This window comes from Paenibacillus sp. GCM10023252 (assembly GCF_042653305.1).
In the GTDB taxonomy this organism is placed as follows: Bacteria; Bacillota; Bacilli; order Paenibacillales; family Paenibacillaceae; genus Pristimantibacillus.
In genome coordinates, this window is the sequence record NZ_JBHSHW010000036.1 from 102,855 (window position 1) to 120,925 (window position 18,071).

General features: G+C 51.9%; 20 protein-coding genes and 1 riboswitch. Of the genes, 8 read left to right on the plus strand and 12 right to left on the minus strand.

Annotated features, from left to right (window positions below):
• Positions 1-134: 134 nt before the first annotated feature.
• The 3 genes from ACFO9Q_RS20345 to ACFO9Q_RS20355 form a co-directional block, all read right to left on the minus strand.
• Entirely contained in the window at positions 135-950 is an 816-nt protein-coding gene (locus ACFO9Q_RS20345) for a hypothetical protein (protein WP_379185404.1), read from the minus strand.
• A gap of 108 nt (positions 951-1,058) precedes the next feature.
• The gene (locus tag ACFO9Q_RS20350) at positions 1,059-1,682 is read right to left on the minus strand and encodes a hypothetical protein (RefSeq protein ID WP_379185405.1); all 624 of its coding nucleotides are present in this window, start codon (positions 1,680-1,682) and stop codon (positions 1,059-1,061) included.
• 170 nt (positions 1,683-1,852) lie between these two features.
• The gene (locus ACFO9Q_RS20355) at positions 1,853-2,086 is read right to left on the minus strand and encodes a hypothetical protein (protein WP_379185406.1); all 234 of its coding nucleotides are present in this window, start codon (positions 2,084-2,086) and stop codon (positions 1,853-1,855) included.
• Between the two features lie 442 nt (positions 2,087-2,528).
• Between ACFO9Q_RS20355 and ACFO9Q_RS20360 the strand changes: the two genes are divergently transcribed.
• Positions 2,529-3,026 carry an SRPBCC family protein gene (locus ACFO9Q_RS20360; RefSeq protein ID WP_379185407.1) on the plus strand — a complete coding sequence of 166 codons (498 nt, stop codon included), beginning with the start codon at positions 2,529-2,531 and terminating at the stop codon, positions 3,024-3,026.
• A gap of 5 nt (positions 3,027-3,031) precedes the next feature.
• On the plus strand, positions 3,032-3,442 hold the full coding sequence (locus ACFO9Q_RS20365; RefSeq protein ID WP_379185408.1) for a DoxX family protein: 411 nt from the start codon (positions 3,032-3,034) through the stop codon (positions 3,440-3,442).
• An 86-nt stretch (positions 3,443-3,528) separates the two neighbouring features.
• On the opposite strand, the gene ACFO9Q_RS20370 is transcribed toward ACFO9Q_RS20365, so the two are convergent.
• Positions 3,529-4,098 (minus strand): hypothetical protein, encoded by a 570-nt coding sequence (locus tag ACFO9Q_RS20370; protein WP_379185409.1) that lies wholly within the window; start codon positions 4,096-4,098, stop codon positions 3,529-3,531.
• A gap of 227 nt (positions 4,099-4,325) precedes the next feature.
• Here ACFO9Q_RS20370 and ACFO9Q_RS20375 point away from each other — a divergent pair, with 227 nt between their 5' ends.
• Positions 4,326-5,441, plus strand: coding sequence for a signal peptidase I (locus ACFO9Q_RS20375; RefSeq protein WP_379185410.1), 1,116 nt, complete (start codon positions 4,326-4,328; stop codon positions 5,439-5,441).
• An 11-nt stretch (positions 5,442-5,452) separates the two neighbouring features.
• Here the strand turns inward: ACFO9Q_RS20375 and ACFO9Q_RS20380 are convergent, their stop codons facing one another.
• The 5 genes from ACFO9Q_RS20380 to ACFO9Q_RS20400 all read right to left on the minus strand — a co-directional run bounded on the left by ACFO9Q_RS20380 (position 5,453) and on the right by ACFO9Q_RS20400 (position 10,164).
• Positions 5,453-6,085 (minus strand): response regulator, encoded by a 633-nt coding sequence (locus ACFO9Q_RS20380; RefSeq protein WP_379185411.1) that lies wholly within the window; start codon positions 6,083-6,085, stop codon positions 5,453-5,455.
• Positions 6,082-7,311, minus strand: a complete 1,230-nt coding sequence (locus tag ACFO9Q_RS20385; protein WP_379185412.1) for a sensor histidine kinase — start codon at positions 7,309-7,311, stop codon at positions 6,082-6,084. Before ACFO9Q_RS20385 ends, ACFO9Q_RS20380 begins: the two co-directional genes overlap by 4 nt.
• Positions 7,241-8,308 (minus strand): DUF5305 family protein, encoded by a 1,068-nt coding sequence (locus ACFO9Q_RS20390; protein WP_379185413.1) that lies wholly within the window; start codon positions 8,306-8,308, stop codon positions 7,241-7,243. Before ACFO9Q_RS20390 ends, ACFO9Q_RS20385 begins: the two co-directional genes overlap by 71 nt.
• A gap of 76 nt (positions 8,309-8,384) precedes the next feature.
• Positions 8,385-8,999: a hypothetical protein gene (locus tag ACFO9Q_RS20395; protein ID WP_379185414.1), complete on the minus strand. Its 615-nt coding sequence runs from the start codon at positions 8,997-8,999 to the stop codon at positions 8,385-8,387.
• Between the two features lie 58 nt (positions 9,000-9,057).
• Positions 9,058-9,142, minus strand: a riboswitch (cyclic di-GMP riboswitch).
• A gap of 194 nt (positions 9,143-9,336) precedes the next feature.
• The gene (locus tag ACFO9Q_RS20400) at positions 9,337-10,164 is read right to left on the minus strand and encodes a peptidoglycan-binding domain-containing protein (protein WP_379185415.1); all 828 of its coding nucleotides are present in this window, start codon (positions 10,162-10,164) and stop codon (positions 9,337-9,339) included.
• 92 nt (positions 10,165-10,256) lie between these two features.
• Here ACFO9Q_RS20400 and ACFO9Q_RS20405 point away from each other — a divergent pair, with 92 nt between their 5' ends.
• Positions 10,257-11,135, plus strand: a complete 879-nt coding sequence (locus ACFO9Q_RS20405; RefSeq protein ID WP_379185416.1) for an AraC family transcriptional regulator — start codon at positions 10,257-10,259, stop codon at positions 11,133-11,135.
• Positions 11,136-11,214: 79 nt separating this feature from the next.
• Positions 11,215-11,607 (plus strand): VOC family protein, encoded by a 393-nt coding sequence (locus tag ACFO9Q_RS20410; RefSeq protein ID WP_379185417.1) that lies wholly within the window; start codon positions 11,215-11,217, stop codon positions 11,605-11,607.
• A 54-nt stretch (positions 11,608-11,661) separates the two neighbouring features.
• On the opposite strand, the gene ACFO9Q_RS20415 is transcribed toward ACFO9Q_RS20410, so the two are convergent.
• Both ACFO9Q_RS20415 and ACFO9Q_RS20420 read right to left on the minus strand, forming a co-directional pair.
• Positions 11,662-12,168 (minus strand): DinB family protein, encoded by a 507-nt coding sequence (locus tag ACFO9Q_RS20415; RefSeq protein ID WP_379185418.1) that lies wholly within the window; start codon positions 12,166-12,168, stop codon positions 11,662-11,664.
• Positions 12,169-12,170: 2 nt separating this feature from the next.
• On the minus strand, positions 12,171-13,406 hold the full coding sequence (locus ACFO9Q_RS20420; protein WP_379185469.1) for an MFS transporter: 1,236 nt from the start codon (positions 13,404-13,406) through the stop codon (positions 12,171-12,173).
• Positions 13,407-13,704: 298 nt separating this feature from the next.
• On the opposite strand from ACFO9Q_RS20420, the gene ACFO9Q_RS20425 reads away from it, so the two are divergent.
• From ACFO9Q_RS20425 to ACFO9Q_RS20435, 3 genes are all read left to right on the plus strand, one after another.
• Entirely contained in the window at positions 13,705-14,124 is a 420-nt protein-coding gene (locus ACFO9Q_RS20425; protein WP_379185419.1) for a MarR family winged helix-turn-helix transcriptional regulator, read from the plus strand.
• A gap of 717 nt (positions 14,125-14,841) precedes the next feature.
• Positions 14,842-15,573, plus strand: a complete 732-nt coding sequence (locus tag ACFO9Q_RS20430; RefSeq protein WP_379185420.1) for an ABC transporter ATP-binding protein — start codon at positions 14,842-14,844, stop codon at positions 15,571-15,573.
• Entirely contained in the window at positions 15,570-17,000 is a 1,431-nt protein-coding gene (locus ACFO9Q_RS20435) for an ABC transporter permease (protein WP_379185421.1), read from the plus strand. Before ACFO9Q_RS20430 ends, ACFO9Q_RS20435 begins: the two co-directional genes overlap by 4 nt.
• A gap of 77 nt (positions 17,001-17,077) precedes the next feature.
• On the opposite strand, the gene ACFO9Q_RS20440 is transcribed toward ACFO9Q_RS20435, so the two are convergent.
• On the minus strand, positions 17,078-18,013 hold the full coding sequence (locus ACFO9Q_RS20440) for a metal-dependent hydrolase (RefSeq protein ID WP_379185422.1): 936 nt from the start codon (positions 18,011-18,013) through the stop codon (positions 17,078-17,080).
• Between the last annotated feature and the right edge of the window lie 58 nt (positions 18,014-18,071).

Genomic DNA, 18,071 nt, shown 5'->3' on the forward strand with positions numbered 1-18,071 from the left:
TTTTTCAAACCTGTTATTTCTGCATTATAGGAATGCTGCCCGTTACTTCAACGGACAACGGCAGCCGATCGTATTCCGGCTGCCGTCATGCCGCAATTGAACTAACGTTCCCCTTTAGTAAAACTAGTAGATCGTTAATACAGGGAATTCAGACGTCGCAATTCATTTACAAACCCATGCTGTTGTAACAAACTTTTAACTGCTGCCGTAACTTTCTCTGGAAAAGGCACATCGATATAACTTGTTTCCTGAACATCACGAATATAGGCAAGAACACTCTCAAGACTAACCGTTTTCACAAACGCTAGTAAACGTTCTTCAATTCGTTCGTCAGTTTCAGTATAATCCAAGTCAATCTTTTGTTGGTTACTATGATCCTTTATTCTTTTCACACCAATACCATTGAAAGTTTGAACGACCACACTCTTTTCACGTTCTTGCACAAGTTGCTGCTTATAGGCCTTAACACTGTCAAATGGATGAATTTGAAATTTTTCTTGAATTCGATTGAAAATTAACTCATGTGTGGGATCTAGGACCTCGTCTATTTCAGCATCCTCTTCCGAAATTAATCCGAATACGCTCTTTGTGGTGATGAGCAATCGAAGAAAATCAATAAAGTTACGCGCAATAAGAGTCGAGTGTTTATCCAGACCTATCGCTTCATGCTGAATAATTGGTGCATTCGAAAGATCATCCACCGTACTAAACTCTGTAAGAAAGCCAAAGGTGCACTCCGAAATGGTCGTTGACCCTAGCAAAACCATATCTAGCGGCATACTTTCCCACTCATATTGGCCACTGTCATCTTCAGGCCAATAATTGAAGCCGATCCCGATGGTGTCCCAGAAATCCAGACCAAGTTCAGCTTTCAGTTCATCTTCTAACTGTTCTAACATGTTAAGCTCTTTGAAGCTTGAATAAACGGTTTGCTTAATAAGTTGCTTCATAGATGATACCGACTCCATTGATCAAAGTTTTAATACCGCTTAACAATTCTAGCATAGCCCCATGCAAAACTGCTCTTTAGCTTAATGAGCTTACCATAACTCATGCGTCTAATACGCTTTGAAAGCGATGAAAATGGAACCGACCATCACGACAATGCCACCAACCTTACTCATGAAATAATAGAAGTCGCTCGGCTCGGGGTTCTCGTACATGAGCCGCTGCGGAGATAGACAGAACATTAAATCCTGGATGGCTTGGTACCGGAAGTTGCACCAACCGAAGATCAACAAGCCGAGGGAAAGAAACAGAAACCCTGGCATGCCTCGATTGACATGGTAATCGGGGTAAGCCGCGCTTACGAGCGCCGATGGTGGAAAGTCTTCTTCGCCTTCTTCCTTGATCCGCTCGCCGTTGACGTACGTCTGAATAGTCATGACGATATTGCCTTTGTCATCGTAGCTCAAGAGCATGCCATTATTATCCTCGACGCTGTAGACATGGCCGTTCGGGTAGGACACGCTGAATTTGGTCGAGTAAGGGACGCTTATGTCCGCAATCGCATAGGACTGCCTGCCAATGATCAAAGTGCGGTGCAGCTCGTCGTCGGTACGTACTTGGACGGGACCGGCCGTGCTGCTATGATAGGTGACGAGATGGGTCTGCTCGCCGGCGAATTTGTACATATCCTCGTACAGGTAGAAGACTCGTTCCGTGAAATATGTTCTCGACAAGACGCCCGTTAGAATTGACACAAGGAGCACGGAGAAGAAGAAAATAGAACTTGGCGTTTTCATTTTGCGGAATAAAATCGATCGGGTAGAAATATACAATCATCCTTTCTTCTTTATCCCTTTACAACTGCCGAGATAACCACTGATTTACCTCCCAATTCAAACTAGCACTAATGATTCTTAAATCTATCATCCTCGATGGCTAATTTCACAATTCTAAATCCAAAAAGGCATACAAGTACGAGTCCTATTGTGCCTAATATTTTATGGATAAGACCATCTATTAAGTCCCCTCCACTCCATGCATTTACCACTTCACTTACAATAAAAATATGCGGTTGAGGTAGAAGCATCAGAACGACTCCAACAATAAAACCAATAAAAAGATTAATAATTTTTGGCAAACTCAATTCACTCCTATACAAGAGAATATGAACGATAATCTACTCAATCCCTTAGCGGATCAGTCTGTAAACGGCTAATTGGAAAAATCCTGCTTCAGTTAAATGCATTTAATTATGTCCGATTAATCATCATATCCCACACCATAGTTCCTTCCGCATGATTGCTTTCCTCCAATATTACAGCCTAGATTATACTCATAAAATAATACCACATATTGGAACTATGTCGTCCGTTAACTTATATATTACAGCGAAGCGCTCTTAAGTCCCTCATCTCACACGCATAGCAAAACTTTATTTATTATATTCCTTGACAGGAATATTCTCTATAAGGTATATTAATATCAGATCAAGCGAGCACATCATACATAGTCAGCGAGTGTCCCTAATATTTTACGAAGCTGCTCTTGGCTTCACAAGAACCTTAAGGAGGAATTATGAGATGGCACATGGCCCACAACTACAGCATACTGAGACCGAGGTACAAGGACGCGAGCTTACCGTGAAGAGAAGGTTCCACGCTCCAAGAGAGCTGGTCTTCCAAGCATGGACAGAGACGAAGCATTTGCTCAACTGGTGGGGACCGGAAGGGTTCACGATTACGCAGGAGAGCATGGATGTGAAGCAGGGCGGCTCTTGGATCTATGTGATGCATGGCCCGGACGGCACGAACTATAACAATGTCATTCGATATGTAGAGGTAGAGCGCCCCGAGCGGATCGAGTACACTCATGGCGAACCGGGAGATGAAGAGCAATTCCGGGTTAGCGTTGCCTTCGCGGATAACGACGGACAGACGGATCTAACGATGATTATGGTGTTCAAGTCCGCCGAAGAGCTGAAGATTGCAGCGGAGCAGTATGGGGCGATTGAGGGAGCGAAGTCGACACTGAACCGGCTCGAGCAAGAGCTGGCAACTATTATAGGAGAGGGGCAATAACGACCATGGGCAAGCACGCGATTATCTACTGGATCTGCACAGGGGGACTAATCCTCCTAATGGGGGCGGGCTCCATCCCGAACATTCTATCCTCCGAGCAATCACTTGAGTTGATGCGACACTTAGGCTATCCAGATTACTTGCTCCCCTTCTTAGGCTGGGCGAAGCTGCTTGGACTTGCTGCCATTCTCATACCGGGCATTAACCCTCGGGTGAAGGAGTGGGCGTATGCCGGACTTGCTATCGACCTGACAGGAGCTCTCTACTCGACCCTCATGGTCGACGGACTAACAGGAGGCATCGTCGTGTTCATCGTCGGTTACCTATTCGTAGCTGGCTCATACGCGTACTACCACATCCGATCCCGCTCTGCTGCTGCGTCTAAGGCTAACGGATTAATCGACCACTCTGCTTAACACCATCCACCCCGTATGAATTCGGCTAATAAAAAAAAACTCCCGCTATCCACTAAGGATAACGGGAGTTCGCTATTCATCATCTATTACTCAACTACCGATACAGCCTTAACGACAATGTTCGGAGTCTCTGTACCTTGCCAGTTGTTCTGAGCCAGCTTAGCTTCATACTTCAGGTCAAGCCATACGGATTGGCCAGGCTGAAGCACGCCGGATTGGTAGAACTCTTTGTTATCGCCTACAGCCAGAGCATTAGTCACCCATGCCCAATTCGTGTCGCCATTGCCCTTGATCGAGAACTTGCCTTGTTGTGTTGCATTCGTAGCTAGGTACACTTGAAGCTTAACCGGGTTCTCGTTGTTGTTCGTTACTTGGAACAGCTTGTCCCATTGGTAAGTGGAGTTCTTCTGTACACCGAAGGACAGACCGTCGCGGCCCTTAGCCAGATCAATGATCAAGTGCTCTTCGGCTTCACCGCGAGGACCGCCGTAGTAAGCAGCTGCGTGGTTGCCCTTAGTCATAGCCAGCAATGCGCCAGTCGTCTTGCTAATCGTGAAGGATGCTGAGTTCGTTACTGTAGCGCTTGTGAATGCCATTGCAGCCATAACGCCAGAGATTGCTAGTAGTGCGACAACAATGATTAGACTTTTTTTCATGTGAATGACCTCCGCCTTCGTATCTCGTATTTGATACTCTTATTATATCTGCCCCCCTCGTCCTCCACTTCCCTCCATGGAGTAGTCTTGTGCATCACGCAGGCACCATATCGGCGTGGCCCGTAAGTATACCAACAGTAGACTTAAGTACCAGACGAAGGTAGCATGACGTGCACTGCATACCCGCTCCTCCTGCATTACACTAAGTATCAGAGGTGAAAAAAATAATGTCGATACGCAAGGCAATCTCCCGAGGGATAACGATTCTGCTGCTCATCTTCACGGGTGTCATCTTAACGGCTTCCATCGGCTCCGCGGTAGTGAAGAAGCCGCTGCTGCTCTCGGTTATTCGCTCCAATAGCATGTATCCCCTGACGGAGAGAGGAGATATGGTCGTCGTATGGCCGCTAAGCAAGCAAGCGGAGCGGCGGATTGGGGACATCGTCATCTTCCGATCGGAGAGCGGAGAGCTGGCTTCGAGAGGGTGGATCTTCCACCGTATTATAGAAGGTAATGATGCTAAGGGGTACATGACGAAGGGAGACAACAATGAGTTGTCCGACCAGTCGGCTGGTGAGACGGGGGCGATTCAGCGGGACTGGATCGTCTCGCGTGCGATAACCTGGCAGGATAAGCCGATTGTCATCCCGAAGCTTGGCTATCTGCCGCTCTATGCAGAGCAGTTCCAGCAGAGCCCATGGACGCTGCCTTCCCTGGCACTCGTGCTGGCCGGTGTCGTCGGAGTCATGGAGCTTCGCGGGAAGAAGCGGCGCAGACGGCACGGCGTAGACGGAGGCCAAGCTCTCTATGTACTGACCGGGCTGACGGTTGCTGTCATTATAGGCGGGGTAACCCTCTCTGTCAGCCAACAGCTCCATATCAACTATTCCGTCCCTGAAGCTGGGAGGGCAAGCAGCGGCCCTTCGGTAGGAACGACCGGCGTCATTCCCATGGGTGAACGGGTGGAGAAGCCCTTATCCACCTTGAATAATGCAACGGCCTTCCCGCTTGCGGTGTCGGTGTCCAGTGAGGACAAGCAGATTACCTTCAGTCAGAACAAGCTGTGGCTGACGAAGGGGGAGAAGCAGGAGCTAGTGATGGCGGTGGAGGGCCGGAGATCTGGTGTATATCATTCCACCATTCACATTGGCATGTTCCTGCCTGTGCTCCCGCCAGCGGTTATTCACTGGCTATGCCGGCTCAATTACTGGGTGGCGCTGCTAGTCACCTCCTTCATTCCGGCGCTTCCTATCATGCTTGCGCCACTAACGGATGCACGATTCCGTGCGCAGACGAGCAAGAGGATTCGCCGCAGCCTGCGGCGAATCCCCTATGTTCATTAATTCATTATGAGTTATACAGATACCTTAAGCTTCGTCAGCCCTCTCGCCTGTGCGAGCAGGGCTGCCTGCGTCCGGTCGGACAATCCGAGCTTGGACAGAATCTGGCTGACATGCTTCTTCACTGTGAATTCCGTAATATAGAGCTCCTGAGCGATCTCCCGATTGCTGAAGCCGCTGCCGAGGCAGGCAATGACTTCTCTCTCCTTGGGCGTGAGCTCGCTTAGCCGCTCCGACTCTGCACTCTTCATCTTGTACTCGAGCAAGCCTGGATCATAATACTTGCGCCCTTGTATGATTCGCTTGACCGCAAGGACCAATTCCTCCGGAAGGGCTTCCTTCAGGATGTATCCATCCACACCAATGGCATCTGCACTTAGGAAGTCCTCACGTTGACCCGAAGAAGTCAATATTGCGAACCGGCATGCTGCTCCCGCTTCTCTGGCTCGCTTAATCAGGTCAAGTCCGCTCTCGCTGCCCAGGTGCAAGTCAACGAGGACAAGATCTGGCGACAGCTTCTGAAGAAGCTGCAACGCCTCCTTGGAGCTAGGGGCATCTCCTATCACATGCATATCTTCCTCTTGGTCTAATACAGCGATTAATCCTCTGCGTACCAAGGGGTGATCATCCACTACTACTATATTCACGCTAATGCCTCCTTCGGCTCTTGCATAGGGAGTCCAATACGAACCTCTGTACCTGCGCTTAAGCGGCTCTGAATGACGAGCTGTCCGCCGCAATCCTTAATGAGCTTCTCCATTCCGCGCAGACCAAGACCTTGCTTCCCCTTGCGGCGCTGGCTATCCACGATGAAGCCAATTCCGTTGTCCCGAATGACCGCTTCCAGCCCTTCGTCCGTTACCCTCATCATAATGGCAAGGGTAGAGCATCTTCCATGACGGATTGCGTTGCCTGCGGCCTCTGTCACGATCCTGCCTGCTGTCAGCTTCTGCGGCTCGGACAACCGGCTGTCCACTCCCTCCAGATCAAGGCTCAGCTCCACGCCATACAGCTTAGTCATGCGTTCAAGCGAGCGGCGAAGCTCGGTATATAATGACGGCGATTCGGAATCTCCAGCCTCACTCATGCGGTAGATTGCCCTGCGAAGCTCTTGGGACGCTTCATACGCACTAGTGCGTATGAGTCCAAGCTGCTCATCCACTTCTTCCTGAGGGAGCTTAGACCAGTTACCAGACAAGGCCTTCAGGCCGTAGACGACGGAGAACAGTTGCTGAGCCACTTGATCATGCATCTCTCCCGCTATTCGACTCTGCTGTGCCTGCAGCTTCGCTTCGAGCAAGCTTGCGGTCCGTGCGCGCAGCTCCTTAGCCAGCAGAAGTGTCATCTGGGCTGCTAGCGTCAGCAGGAGGAACACTGTGAAGAGATGAACATTCTCTTGCAGGATTAGAGGCAGCGAGCGTGAATAGGTGCTGTCCATGAAGTAAGTAACAGCCGTAGCAGAGCTGATGTATAAGGTTAAGTTCACCCAGCAGAAGGTATACGAGGCGATGCCCGCTGACACTAGCACAGGGTTGAAGGCATACCATAGGAAGGGGCTGTCCAGACCCAAGGTAGGAACGAGCAGCACCGCCGACCCTGCCATCTCGAGCAGAGCCATCCCCTTCACTAATCGCTCATCCTCCACCTTCGCATACAAGTCGGTTAATATTCTAGCAGCCGCATATAAGCTGACTACGACCGCTCCCTTGAATACGAGAGGCGAGTCAGGCATGCCAACTAGATAAGAGACCGATGTGAGCAGCCATGTGCAATATCGGAAGAGCGACAGGACTCGCTTCTCCTTATGAGGAATGCGAAGAATGGCTGGCAGCCACAACATGCGATTGAACAGCCCTATCATCGTTGTGCCCATGTGCCTGATCATCCTCTCCGAAGCTATACCAATACGTATTGCGATGGTCCATGATATAACAATGAAGGGAGTGTTCCATTCGGTACATCAGGATAGGAAGATCCCTCTCGTCAGCGAGCTTGAGCAGCTCCTCCATCTTGAGCAGCCGAATCGTCGCTTGCTGCGGGACAGGCTCTGCTACACGAATCCAACGCTTCTCGTACTTCCTCTCGAATCGTTCCAGTCTCTCGGTTGAAGAGTATCTAGTTGCAGGCCGGTCTCTCCCTAAGAGGCGAACCGAATAGATGAGCAGCAGAAGAGCTGCTGCTGTCGAACCATATCTCCATGCGGTCACCGGCAACTCAACCCCTGCAAGCTCGATGGGCCTTGCCATCGTCTCTTGAGTGGTCTCGACATCCGAGCTCTGGAAGGCTTGCTCGCCTTCGAAGGTGAACATATTGTTACGATGCTTGAATACGAACGGGGGAATCTCGGCGATCGCCTTGCGATACTCTCCGTGAATCATTAATCCCGTTACTCTCGGCTTCACCTCAAGCACATACTCGGCTGGCGATATTCGCAGCTGATTCTCCACTTGCTCCATCGCATCCAGCAATTCAGCCAGCTGAATCTCATAGCTTCCAGTGATGACATATTGCTGCTGCTCCTTCACCTCGAAGGCCTTCTTCGCTCGCAGTGGAATGTCCTTCTTCCACAAGTCTGGGGCAACCAGAGAGAGCGTAACCTCCTCCTCTCCCGTCCAGGTAATCGGCTGCCGGGATGAGAATTCCGTCGTGAGCTTCAGCTTCAATACCGTTGATACCGCGTCGAAAATAAGTCCCTGCTCCGGCTTCACCCACCCCCCGCTCGGATGCAGCAGATGTGGCAGAACCTTAACTTCATAATCCAGCTTCGTCTCTTGCGTAATCTCATTCATGTCGACAGACGTAACCGTGCTTGCAGGATGTGACCATAACAAGATTGATATAATAGACATGACTATAGTTAAGATGATCATTAGTGCTAACTGTCTCTTAGAGGATGTACCTCGAGCACGAGTTCCTTGCATAGCGACTGGCACAGAGGATGGCAGGTTACTCATTCACGGATCCCGCTCCTTCGGATGAGACAATAGCAGGCCATTCGACCTTCCACTCCTCCTGCGATTGCTGCACTGGCGCAGACTGCTCAGCTGCTTGAGCAGTGGAAGGTTCATCCAGTTGTTCCTCACTCAGCTGCTCTTCCTTAAGGTCTGCTTCATCCTCAATCATGATCTCTACGGTGACAGGGACGACAGCGCTCCCGTCCAAGTAGCTAACCGCTACAGGCAGCTCCACCTGGTACAGACCAGCATTCATCCCTTCAGCGGACTGCAGCAACACGTGCAGCTCTCCACTCTCTCCCGGCTGGAGCCTAAGCGGGGCAGACTCTGCTGAGAAGACTTCTCCATTCTGATTCAGAGGATCAACAGTCACCTCTGCAGCCTTATTCTGATTGTTCGTGACAGGCAGAGTCAGGGTAAGTTCAGCATTCGCTGCTCCTGTCATTGGCTCCAACTGATCATCAATAGCAATAAGTGCTGTACTTCCTGGAACTATGGCATATTGCAGACCGTTCTCCACCGCTGCTTCTGTGAAGGCAGCTGACTTCATCCATAATCCCGCTGTCATCATTGCGATAATGGCTGTGATAAGTAATGACTTCTTCATTCCACATTCTCCCCTGACAAGGTCGAAGGACAACAAAAAAACCGACCTTGGTCTATAGAATAGACTAGGTCGGTTGCACTAGTAACTCCATATGCTCCTAGTGCCCAATTGACGGAACATACTTCAACGTATCCCTAATGATATACAGTTTTACCTGCTCTGATGTTCATTTTACAACACTTCTCTGGAAAATGGAACCACTTCACCCAAACTTCATGAACTATTGTAGGACTTAAGTCGTACCTACTATAATTCTATGGATTCAGTGACAATAAGACGCAGGATGTCGTACCTTGACACATCTTACCGACACACATTGACGCATTACCTGGTCCCCTTAGTTATCCGGGAAGCTCTTATTCGGGTTCGGCTTGCTGCCGTTCTCAGGAGCCGGCTTGTTCTCATTCGGCACAGGCGCTGGAGCCGGGGCCGGCTTCACTTCGCCTGGCGACGGGATGGGCGCCGGCTTGTTCTCATTCGGAGCCTGGCTTGGCTCCGGCTTGCTCTCATTCGGTGCGGGACTCGGCGTCTGCTCCGACCCTTCGCCCTGACCGGCTCCGCCGCCTTGACCAGCTCCGCCACCCTGCCCGGCTCCGCCGCCTTGACCGGCTCCGCCACCTTGACCGGCTCCGCCACCTTGCCCGGCTCCGCCACCCTGCCCGGCTCCGCCACCTTGCCCGGCTCCGCCACCCTGCCCGGCTCCGCCGCCTTGCCCAGCTCCGCCGCCTTGTCCGGCTCCGCCGCCTTGACCGGCTCCGCCGCCTTGCCCAGCTCCGCCGCCTTGTCCGGCTCCGCCGCCTTGACCGGCTCCGCCGCCTTGACCGGCTCCGCCGCCTTGCCCAGCTCCGCCGCCGCCGCCGCGGAGCTTCACGCTAGCATACGAGTACATAATGGACTCGAACGTCTTCGGATCTACCGCTCCGGTCACCGGAAGGCCATGCTTCTTCTGGAAATGCTTCACGCCCCGAACCGTGGTATCATCATAGTACCCATGAATCTCGCCGGCATAGCTGCCAACGGACTTAAGCATGCCCTGGATGACGAATATATCCGGTCCATGAGCACCTTTACCTACAGCTAGACTTACATGAGGCATGCTGACCAGCAGCATAACAGCCATTGCAGCTACAGCTATGTATTTACCCATCCACTTCAACTTGTTCACCTGGTTAGCACCATCCTTCATTCCCATAGATTGAGTTACCGACTTACTATTACCACCTTCGTCCAATATCATTACATACTGGAGGAATTAGGATGCCATCCTCTGCCTACCCGCTGTTCCAATCCAGCTTCATCCTGCAAGCAAGCTCGAAGACCCATCATTGGAGCGGCGACGGACCACTGTCGATCAAGACGTTCAAGGGCGGCCGCGCCTACTACCAGACGAACCGCGGGCATTATGTCATTGAGCAGGACAGCTATCTCCTTCTGAATGAAGGGGAGCACTATACGATTGCCATTGATTCGGACACGAGGGTCGACTCCTTCTGTCTATTCTTCCGAAGGGGGCTGGCTCCGGAGCTGCTAACCGATCTCAGCAGAGGGCTCGCAGACGGGCTGAATGATCCATGGCAAGACGGGATCTCCTCTCCCGTTCCTCCATTCCATGCGAAGACTTACCAGCACAGCGACCTCATTCTGAGCTTCATGAACCGAATGCAGCAGCAACTCCCCGTCATGGGCCAAGACCCGCTATGGATGGAGGAACAATTCCACGAAGCGCTTCAGACGCTTCTCTGCGTTCATCGCTTAATGCCCATGGAGATGGAATCTCTGGCTGCTGCACGTCTAACCACACGAGAGGAGCTGTTCCGCAGGACAGCCATAGCCCGCGAATACTTGCATGCGTACTATGATCGCAGTCTTCCCTTGGAGGAGGTGTCCCGCGTCGCCTGCTTGTCGGTGAATCATCTCATTCGCAGCTTCAAGCAGCTGTTCGGCGTATCTCCGCATCAATATGTAAGCGCCAGACGGATGACTGAAGCACAGCGTCTCCTCCAGCATACGGAGGAGTCTATTACGGAGATTGCCTTAAGGGTGGGGTTTGATAACCCTTCTTCTTTTCACAAGCTGTTCAAGCTGCGTACTGGTCTGGCTCCTCGGTCGTATCGGGCGGCTGCTCGCCGCAATTAGGTGATATTGGAGAAGTATAGGAAGAGGCAATCGTGCTAATCTATAGAGGTAACTAGACAAGATAAGGGAGAGATGGAGGATGAGTCAGGAGTTCAACATTACGAGGATCGGGCAGGTCAGTATTCCGGTTCAAAATATCGAGCAAGCCGCCAAGTTCTACCACGAGACGCTCGGTCTAACCCTATTATTCCAGCTGTCGAATATGGCCTTCCTGGAGTGCAACGGCGTTCGCCTGATGCTAAGTGTCCCTGAGCATGAGGAATACAACCATCCAAGCTCCATCTTCTACTTCAACGTAGAGGATATCCATGCTTCCTATGAGACGCTGCTTGCCCGCGATGTCACCTTCCTAGGCAAGCCCCACATTATTGCAGAGATGAATGGCATTCAGACTTGGATGGCCTTCTTCCGTGATCCGGATCTCAATACTCAAGCGCTTATGAGCGAAGTTGCTGCGTCTGCTGCACAATAGGAGCGCTGCTCAGCAAGGGCAGTCAAGTCGGGTTAAGAGTCAGGTTAAGTCGGATTAAGCCGGGTACCCGCCGCCAACTGGCGGCCATGCTCCGTTCAGCCTCCGAAGCAGGACAATCTCGCCCAAGTGGTACGAGTTGTGCGAAGCGATGTTGCGCAGCATGCCTCCTCTGGTCTCAGGCACGGGGAATCCGGGCAGGAGCTCATCCAGCGCAATCGTCTGGGCCAGCTCACATGCCCTGTCGATTCCACGGAGGAACTGCTGCTGAAGCTCCTTCCATTGCTCATCGGATGGAGCATTACGCTGCTCTGTCCAGCTGTCCTGTGCGCTTGTCGGACGAGTAGGCTGTCCTCCCTCCGCATAAGTGAGCATGAAGGTCTGCCAATACTGCATATGCCATACGAGCTGATAGATCGTATAAGGAATACCCTCAGCACCTCGCCCTGCCAGCTCCCAGCTCATATCGCCAACCCCTCTGGCAACGGGTAGATGCCCTCGCTCTCCAATGAGCGACTTCACCAGTGCTTGCCCGAAGGCTTCATTCGATTGCTTCCATTCCATCCTTAATGTCCCTCCGCTAGATCAACATGCTTCACATGCTGACCGTTCATGATGATGAATACAACAGACAGCATGACGAATCCCGCTCCTACTAGGAATGGGATATGCGGATTGTACCATTCCGCCAGCTTCCCTGCCAGGTAAGGTGCGACAGCTCCGCCGAGGAACCGGAGGAAGCTATAGGCCGCAGATGCGGTAGAGCGCTCGACTGGAGCAGCATGCATCACCGCGGTTGTAATCAGTGTATTGTTGTTCCCCAGCAGAGCACCTGCCACAATGACGCATCCAATGATGACCGTGGGAGTATCCGCCCAGATGCCCATCGCGAGCAGGACAAGAGCGAACAGGAACAGCATCGCACTCATCGACTTCACTGTGCCGAACTTCTGCTGCAGCTTCGGTGCCATGAACACTGATGTAATAGCCAGGAGCAAGCCCCAGCCCAAGAAGACGTAGCCTAGACCATGCTCATCAAGACCCATGACGAAGGGCGAGTAGGCCATCAGGGTGAAAAAACCAAAGTTATACAAGCAAGCTGCCACCCCCAGGACGAGAAGGGAACGATGCTTCAGCGCCCGGAAGGGATCGAGCAAGGACGCTCGGCGAACTGGGGCAGCCGAAGGAGATGGTGATGGAGCAAGCGCTCCAGGTGCCGCCTTCAAGCGTGATGAGGGCATCAGGAAGAGAAGTCCGATGAAGGCGATGACCATCAGTCCAGCCACCCCGTAGAAGGGTCCTCTCCAAGAGATAGAGCCCAGTTCCCCGCCAAGCAGCGGTCCAACCGAGATTCCGATGCCGATTGCTGCTTCATATAGAATAATGGCCTTCGCTGTGCCCGACTCCGACAGAGAGACGATAGCCGTCAGTGAAGTCGCTACGAACAAGGCATTGCCTAGCCCCCAGCCTCCGCGCAGCCCGATCAGCTCCCAGATACCTCCCGATGCCCCGCCCAGACCGGAGAAGATCGCAATGATGACGATACCCGTCATTAGTGTGCCCTTGATGCCCAGCTTAGATGAGATTACCCCTGTAATGAGCATAGCTACTGCCATTACCGCATTATAGCTGGTGAACAACAGGGATACTTGACTCGGCGTAGCTTCGAGCTTATGCGCGATTGCCGGCAGTATAGGGTCGACTAGCCCAAGTCCCATGAAGGCAATAACGATCGCGAAGCTTACCGCCCACAACGCTCGCGGCTGCTGCAGCAAGCTCGTTTGCTTATTTGAATGCGGCATGCCTGCCGCGCTAGATGACGATGTTGAAGTCGATGCAGATGTTGATGCCATGATCAGATATATCTCCTTTTTGTAGGTTGTTTTTTTTTTTGCAACGCTGGACCAGATGTTGACGAATAGTTGTATGATTCAACTATAATATAATTGTATTATACAACTATATGTCCGGATGTCAATGCTCGGGGAGATGCCATCGGTCATGTTCCTGTGGTAGGATGGGAGGAGATTGATTGCGACAGAGGACAACGGGTATGGCAACAGGTGATAACTTCTATTGAGGCGGTAAGGTGGTTGTTAGATGGATAATGATGCAGTAGCAATAATAGAGCTTCAGATCGCCTTGCTCGTGCGCAGGGTGACAGCCATTACCTCGGACAGGAAGTATGGGAATCTCGATCGATCCGCATACCTCCTGCTTCATCATCTCTCCATGAATGGGGCAGCTGGAGTGAAGACGCTCGCCGGACAGTTCCAGCTGGATATCTCGACGGCGAGCCGGCAGGTGTCTGCGCTGGAGACGAAGGGCTATGTGTACAAGATTCCCGACTCGCAGGATCGGAGGGCCTATTCACTGGATCTTACGGAGCTGGGTGCGAGGGAGCTGCAGGTATACAAGCAAGCGAGATATGAGCGCGTTATGGAGATTGTCCAAGACTGGTCGGACGAAGAGCGCGAGGTGTTCGGCAGGCTGTTGAAGAAGTTTAATGAATCTTTGTAAGAGAATGAGAGTGAAGAGTTAGCTTATTACCGCTTGCCTCGATCTAGAGGCAGGCGGTATGCTCCCCACCAACCCCCGTCCAAGCCGACTTAACACGGTTATTCCTCGTTAACCCCATCCCTCACCACCTTCCAGACTGCAACCCTTACACTTAACGAGGAATTTCCTCGTTATGCCCCCCACCAATCCCCGTCCACGCCGACTTAACACGGTTATTCCGCGTTAACCCCATCCCACATCACCTTCCAGACCACAACCCTGACACTTAACGAGGAATTTCCTCGTTAACCCTCTCACCAACCCCCATCCAAGCCGACTTAACACGGTTATTCCGCGTTAACCCCCTCCCTCACCACCTTCCAGACCACAATCCCGACACTTAACGAGGAATTTCCTCGTTATGCCCCCCACCAACCCCCATCCAAGCCGACTTAACACGGTTATTCCCCGTTAACCTCATCCCACATCACCTTCCAGACCACAATCCCGACACTTAACGAGGAATTTCCTCGTTATGCCCCCCACCAACCCCCGTCCACGCCGACTTAACACGGTTATTCCCCGTTAACCCCATCCCACTATCGGACTAACTGGCATTATATGCCGGAAGTTGGAATCTACCTCGACTGTTACATAATCGCCTCGACAACCGTCTCTCTCATGTGAATGTACAGAACCGCAGTATCTGCGAGAGCAGCTTAGAGAGGATGTTAGCTAGTGATTACTATCAACCGCTTGTCTCATGAATTCCACATAGGCAAGAAGGGCAGCACGAAGGTCGTTCCTGTCCTTAGAGATATTAACCTGACGGTCGGCAAGGGAGAGATTGTATCCGTACTCGGCCGCAGCGGGTCGGGCAAGTCCACCCTGCTTAATCTCGTTGCCGGCTATAACAAGCCGTCGCAAGGACGCATCGTCATCAACGGGACGGATGTGACCGGATTTAACGAGACCGAGTGGGCGAAGTTCCGGCTGGCTCATATGGGTTTTATTTTTCAGAGCTTCCAGCTCATTCCGAGCATGACCGCCTTCCAGAATATTGAGCTTCCGCTAACGCTGAAGGGGCTGGATGAGAGAGTGCGTGCGCGCATGGTGAAGGAGACGATGGAGCTCGTTGGCATGTCGGAGCATGAGCAGTACTATCCGAGCGAGCTGTCCGGCGGGCAGCAGCAGCGGATCGGCATCGCACGGGCGATGGCTCTGAAGCCAGCGTTAATACTAGCGGACGAGCCGACAGGCAGTCTGGACAGTGAGACGGAGAAGTCCGTGCTGGAGTTCATTCGCGTGCTGAACCAGCAGTGGGGAACGACCTTCCTCATGATTACGCATGATGCTGAGGTCGCTTCTATTGCGCATCGCTCAGTGACGATTCATAATGGGCAGCTCGCAGAGCAAGCAGAGGCAGAGCAGCACGAACCGCAGAAGAAGCAGGAGGAAGTGAACGTATGAAGTGGAAGGACAAGTACCGATTCGTTAGACAGAATATGAAGAAGAACAAGTCACGCTTGTTCATGACCATCCTTGCAACCGCCATGGGCTGCTGCTTCCTCGTCGTGCTCGCATCGGTCGGCTTCGGCTTCCAGCGGAGTATTACGGAGCAGATTACGTCGAATGGCAAGGTCACCGAGATCACCCTTGATCAGAGATTCGAAGGCGAAGGCGATCCTTCACCAGACGCCTTCTTGTTCAGTGCAGATGAGCTCGCTTATCTGGAAGGGCTGCCGCATGTAGAAGCCGTGACGAAGCAGAACTCTCCTCATCTGATGACGAAGTACTCTCTTGGCGGGAAGCTGGCAGAGGGAGTGACTCCTCCTATCTTCGCAGATATGGCCGCCGAGCCGAAGGGCACGATGGTGCTGGCTGAAGGCCGTTACCCGGAGAAAAGCAATGAAGTTGTGGTCGGGAGCGGCTTCGGTGCGCTATTCGCAGAGAAGGCGGCTGGTGCAGAAGGGGGTTCTGGAGCAGGGACTGCTGGTGAGGACAGCGCTGGTGTAGGGACTGCTGGTGAGGACAGCGTTACTGAAGCGAATGCCGCGAATGCCGGTCAAGCTGCCAGCTCGGCAAGTTCAGTGGCTAAGCCGGAAGTGCTGAATCAGAAGCTGACGGTGACGTTCACTTCAGCCGCAGGTGTCGCTGGTCAGGATTCAGGCAGCGCTCCGGCTCCTGTGGAGAAGACCTTCACCATTGTTGGTGTCATGGAGCAGCCTTCACGCGATTGGCTGAATGATCCCCGCGTCTTCCTGGATCGTTCGCTGCTGCCAGAGCTGGCAACACTCGTAAGCAAGGAGGAGCAAGGCTCCTTGACTGCTGTGCAGAACGTGAAGCTCTATGCATCCGACATGAAGCATGTGAATGGTATCGTCGAGACGTTGAAGGACAAGGGCGGTTACCATGTCTACTCCATCTTGAGCGAGCTGAAGTCTGTGAACACCGTGTTCCAATTCGTCAATATTGGACTGCTGTTCGTCGGTGCGATTGCCGTCATTATTGCGGCGATTGGGATCTATAACACGATGACGATGGCGGTTACCGAGCGGACCCAGGATATTGGCATTATGAAGGCGATTGGCGCATCGCCTGCTTCCATACGGAGTGTTTTTCTAATGGAGATTAGCTATATTGGCATTGTGGGGACGCTCATCGGCACGGCCGTCGCGTATGTGGTGAGCATGGCGGCGAACAAGATCATCCCGATGATTCTCGCCAGCCAGCAGGAGGGAGCAGAGGATATCAACTTCACCTTCAGCTACATTCCGTTCTCGTTAGTCGCGATCAGTGCGGCTATTAGCATCGGTATCGCCATCCTCTCAGGCATGCGGCCCGCTCGCCGCGCCACCGAGATCGACGTGCTGAAGGCGCTTCGCCGCGATATCTAGGGGCCGAAGTAATCGGGTGAGCAAGCACCACAACAGCTGTAAGGGAGTTTGTACCCTTACAGCTTTTTTCTAACCCGCTACCCCCCCACATCCGAGTCTACCTTAATCCACTGACCATCCGTTACTTCCTTGTAAGTGTAGAGAGTGTCCTCCGCCTTCCCTTGAATATAGTTCACACCTTCCCTCGCCCATTCATCCGTAACCGTTATCGAGATGTCCTTGTTAGCTCGAGGCACCGCGATAACAACCCCGCGGCTTCGCATGAGTTCAAGACCTTCCGGGTGAAAATAATGCCAGCTAACCCCTCCAAGCTTCTCACCAAACCATCCTGCACGACCTCCTCTAACGTGATGTTCGCTTACGATTCGATATCGGTACTTCAACCATGCCGCAGGCTGGAATGTGTATTCAAGGTAGGTATCCGGTTCTATTATGTAATGTGATTGCTCTGATACGGGGTAAGCAGCCTCGACCTTGTGTGCAATAATCTCCTTCGCCATCAACTTAAGCATCAGATACAATAGAACAAACAAAATTGCCGTCATGACAGGAAGCTTAGTTCTAAACTTGAGACCGAAGCTTATGGCAATCCCAATCGTTAACGGCAACCATATCCATGGATCACCTAAAGTAATTACACCCAAAACAAATGACTTGTCACTGAAAGGAAATAATAAGGGAACATCATGTCCCATCAAATCAAGCATCAAATGTCCAACCCATACCGCTAGTATGGAAGCCGCCCATAACCTCGTGAAGCGTACCTCTCTCATCAACCTCTTCACAATAAAGACCATCCATACTACTAGAACAGGTGTGAAAAAGATGGAATGTGACCACGGCGCTCCATCGCGGCCTCCAAATAAATCTGGAGTAACACCGCTAAGTGCTCCGAGTGAGAAGGACACCATTCTCTGTCTCCAGTTGTCTTGTGGTAGCATCACGTAAGCGATAGCGGCTCCTAATAAGCTGTGAGATAAGATATGAAAGAACAAGTATAGCTGGCTATCCAATCGAATCTTCCTTTCTTATCTATAAATTATTCCTATGGAGGATCTCCTCTCTATGTAA

Coding starts and splice junctions, on each gene's coding strand:
- ACFO9Q_RS20435 (WP_379185421.1), top strand. CDS start 15,570: ATGAAGTGGAAGGACAAGTACCGATTCGTTAGACAGAATATGAAGAAG.
- ACFO9Q_RS20345 (WP_379185404.1), bottom strand. CDS start 950: ATGAAGCAACTTATTAAGCAAACCGTTTATTCAAGCTTCAAAGAGCTT.
- ACFO9Q_RS20410 (WP_379185417.1), top strand. CDS start 11,215: ATGAGTCAGGAGTTCAACATTACGAGGATCGGGCAGGTCAGTATTCCG.
- ACFO9Q_RS20425 (WP_379185419.1), top strand. CDS start 13,705: ATGGATAATGATGCAGTAGCAATAATAGAGCTTCAGATCGCCTTGCTC.
- ACFO9Q_RS20360 (WP_379185407.1), top strand. CDS start 2,529: ATGGCACATGGCCCACAACTACAGCATACTGAGACCGAGGTACAAGGA.
- ACFO9Q_RS20415 (WP_379185418.1), bottom strand. CDS start 12,168: ATGGAATGGAAGCAATCGAATGAAGCCTTCGGGCAAGCACTGGTGAAG.
- ACFO9Q_RS20375 (WP_379185410.1), top strand. CDS start 4,326: ATGTCGATACGCAAGGCAATCTCCCGAGGGATAACGATTCTGCTGCTC.
- ACFO9Q_RS20370 (WP_379185409.1), bottom strand. CDS start 4,098: ATGAAAAAAAGTCTAATCATTGTTGTCGCACTACTAGCAATCTCTGGC.
- ACFO9Q_RS20385 (WP_379185412.1), bottom strand. CDS start 7,311: ATGGGCACAACGATGATAGGGCTGTTCAATCGCATGTTGTGGCTGCCA.
- ACFO9Q_RS20365 (WP_379185408.1), top strand. CDS start 3,032: ATGGGCAAGCACGCGATTATCTACTGGATCTGCACAGGGGGACTAATC.
- ACFO9Q_RS20420 (WP_379185469.1), bottom strand. CDS start 13,406: ATGCCGCATTCAAATAAGCAAACGAGCTTGCTGCAGCAGCCGCGAGCG.
- ACFO9Q_RS20395 (WP_379185414.1), bottom strand. CDS start 8,999: ATGAAGAAGTCATTACTTATCACAGCCATTATCGCAATGATGACAGCG.
- ACFO9Q_RS20390 (WP_379185413.1), bottom strand. CDS start 8,308: ATGATCATCTTAACTATAGTCATGTCTATTATATCAATCTTGTTATGG.
- ACFO9Q_RS20405 (WP_379185416.1), top strand. CDS start 10,257: ATGCCATCCTCTGCCTACCCGCTGTTCCAATCCAGCTTCATCCTGCAA.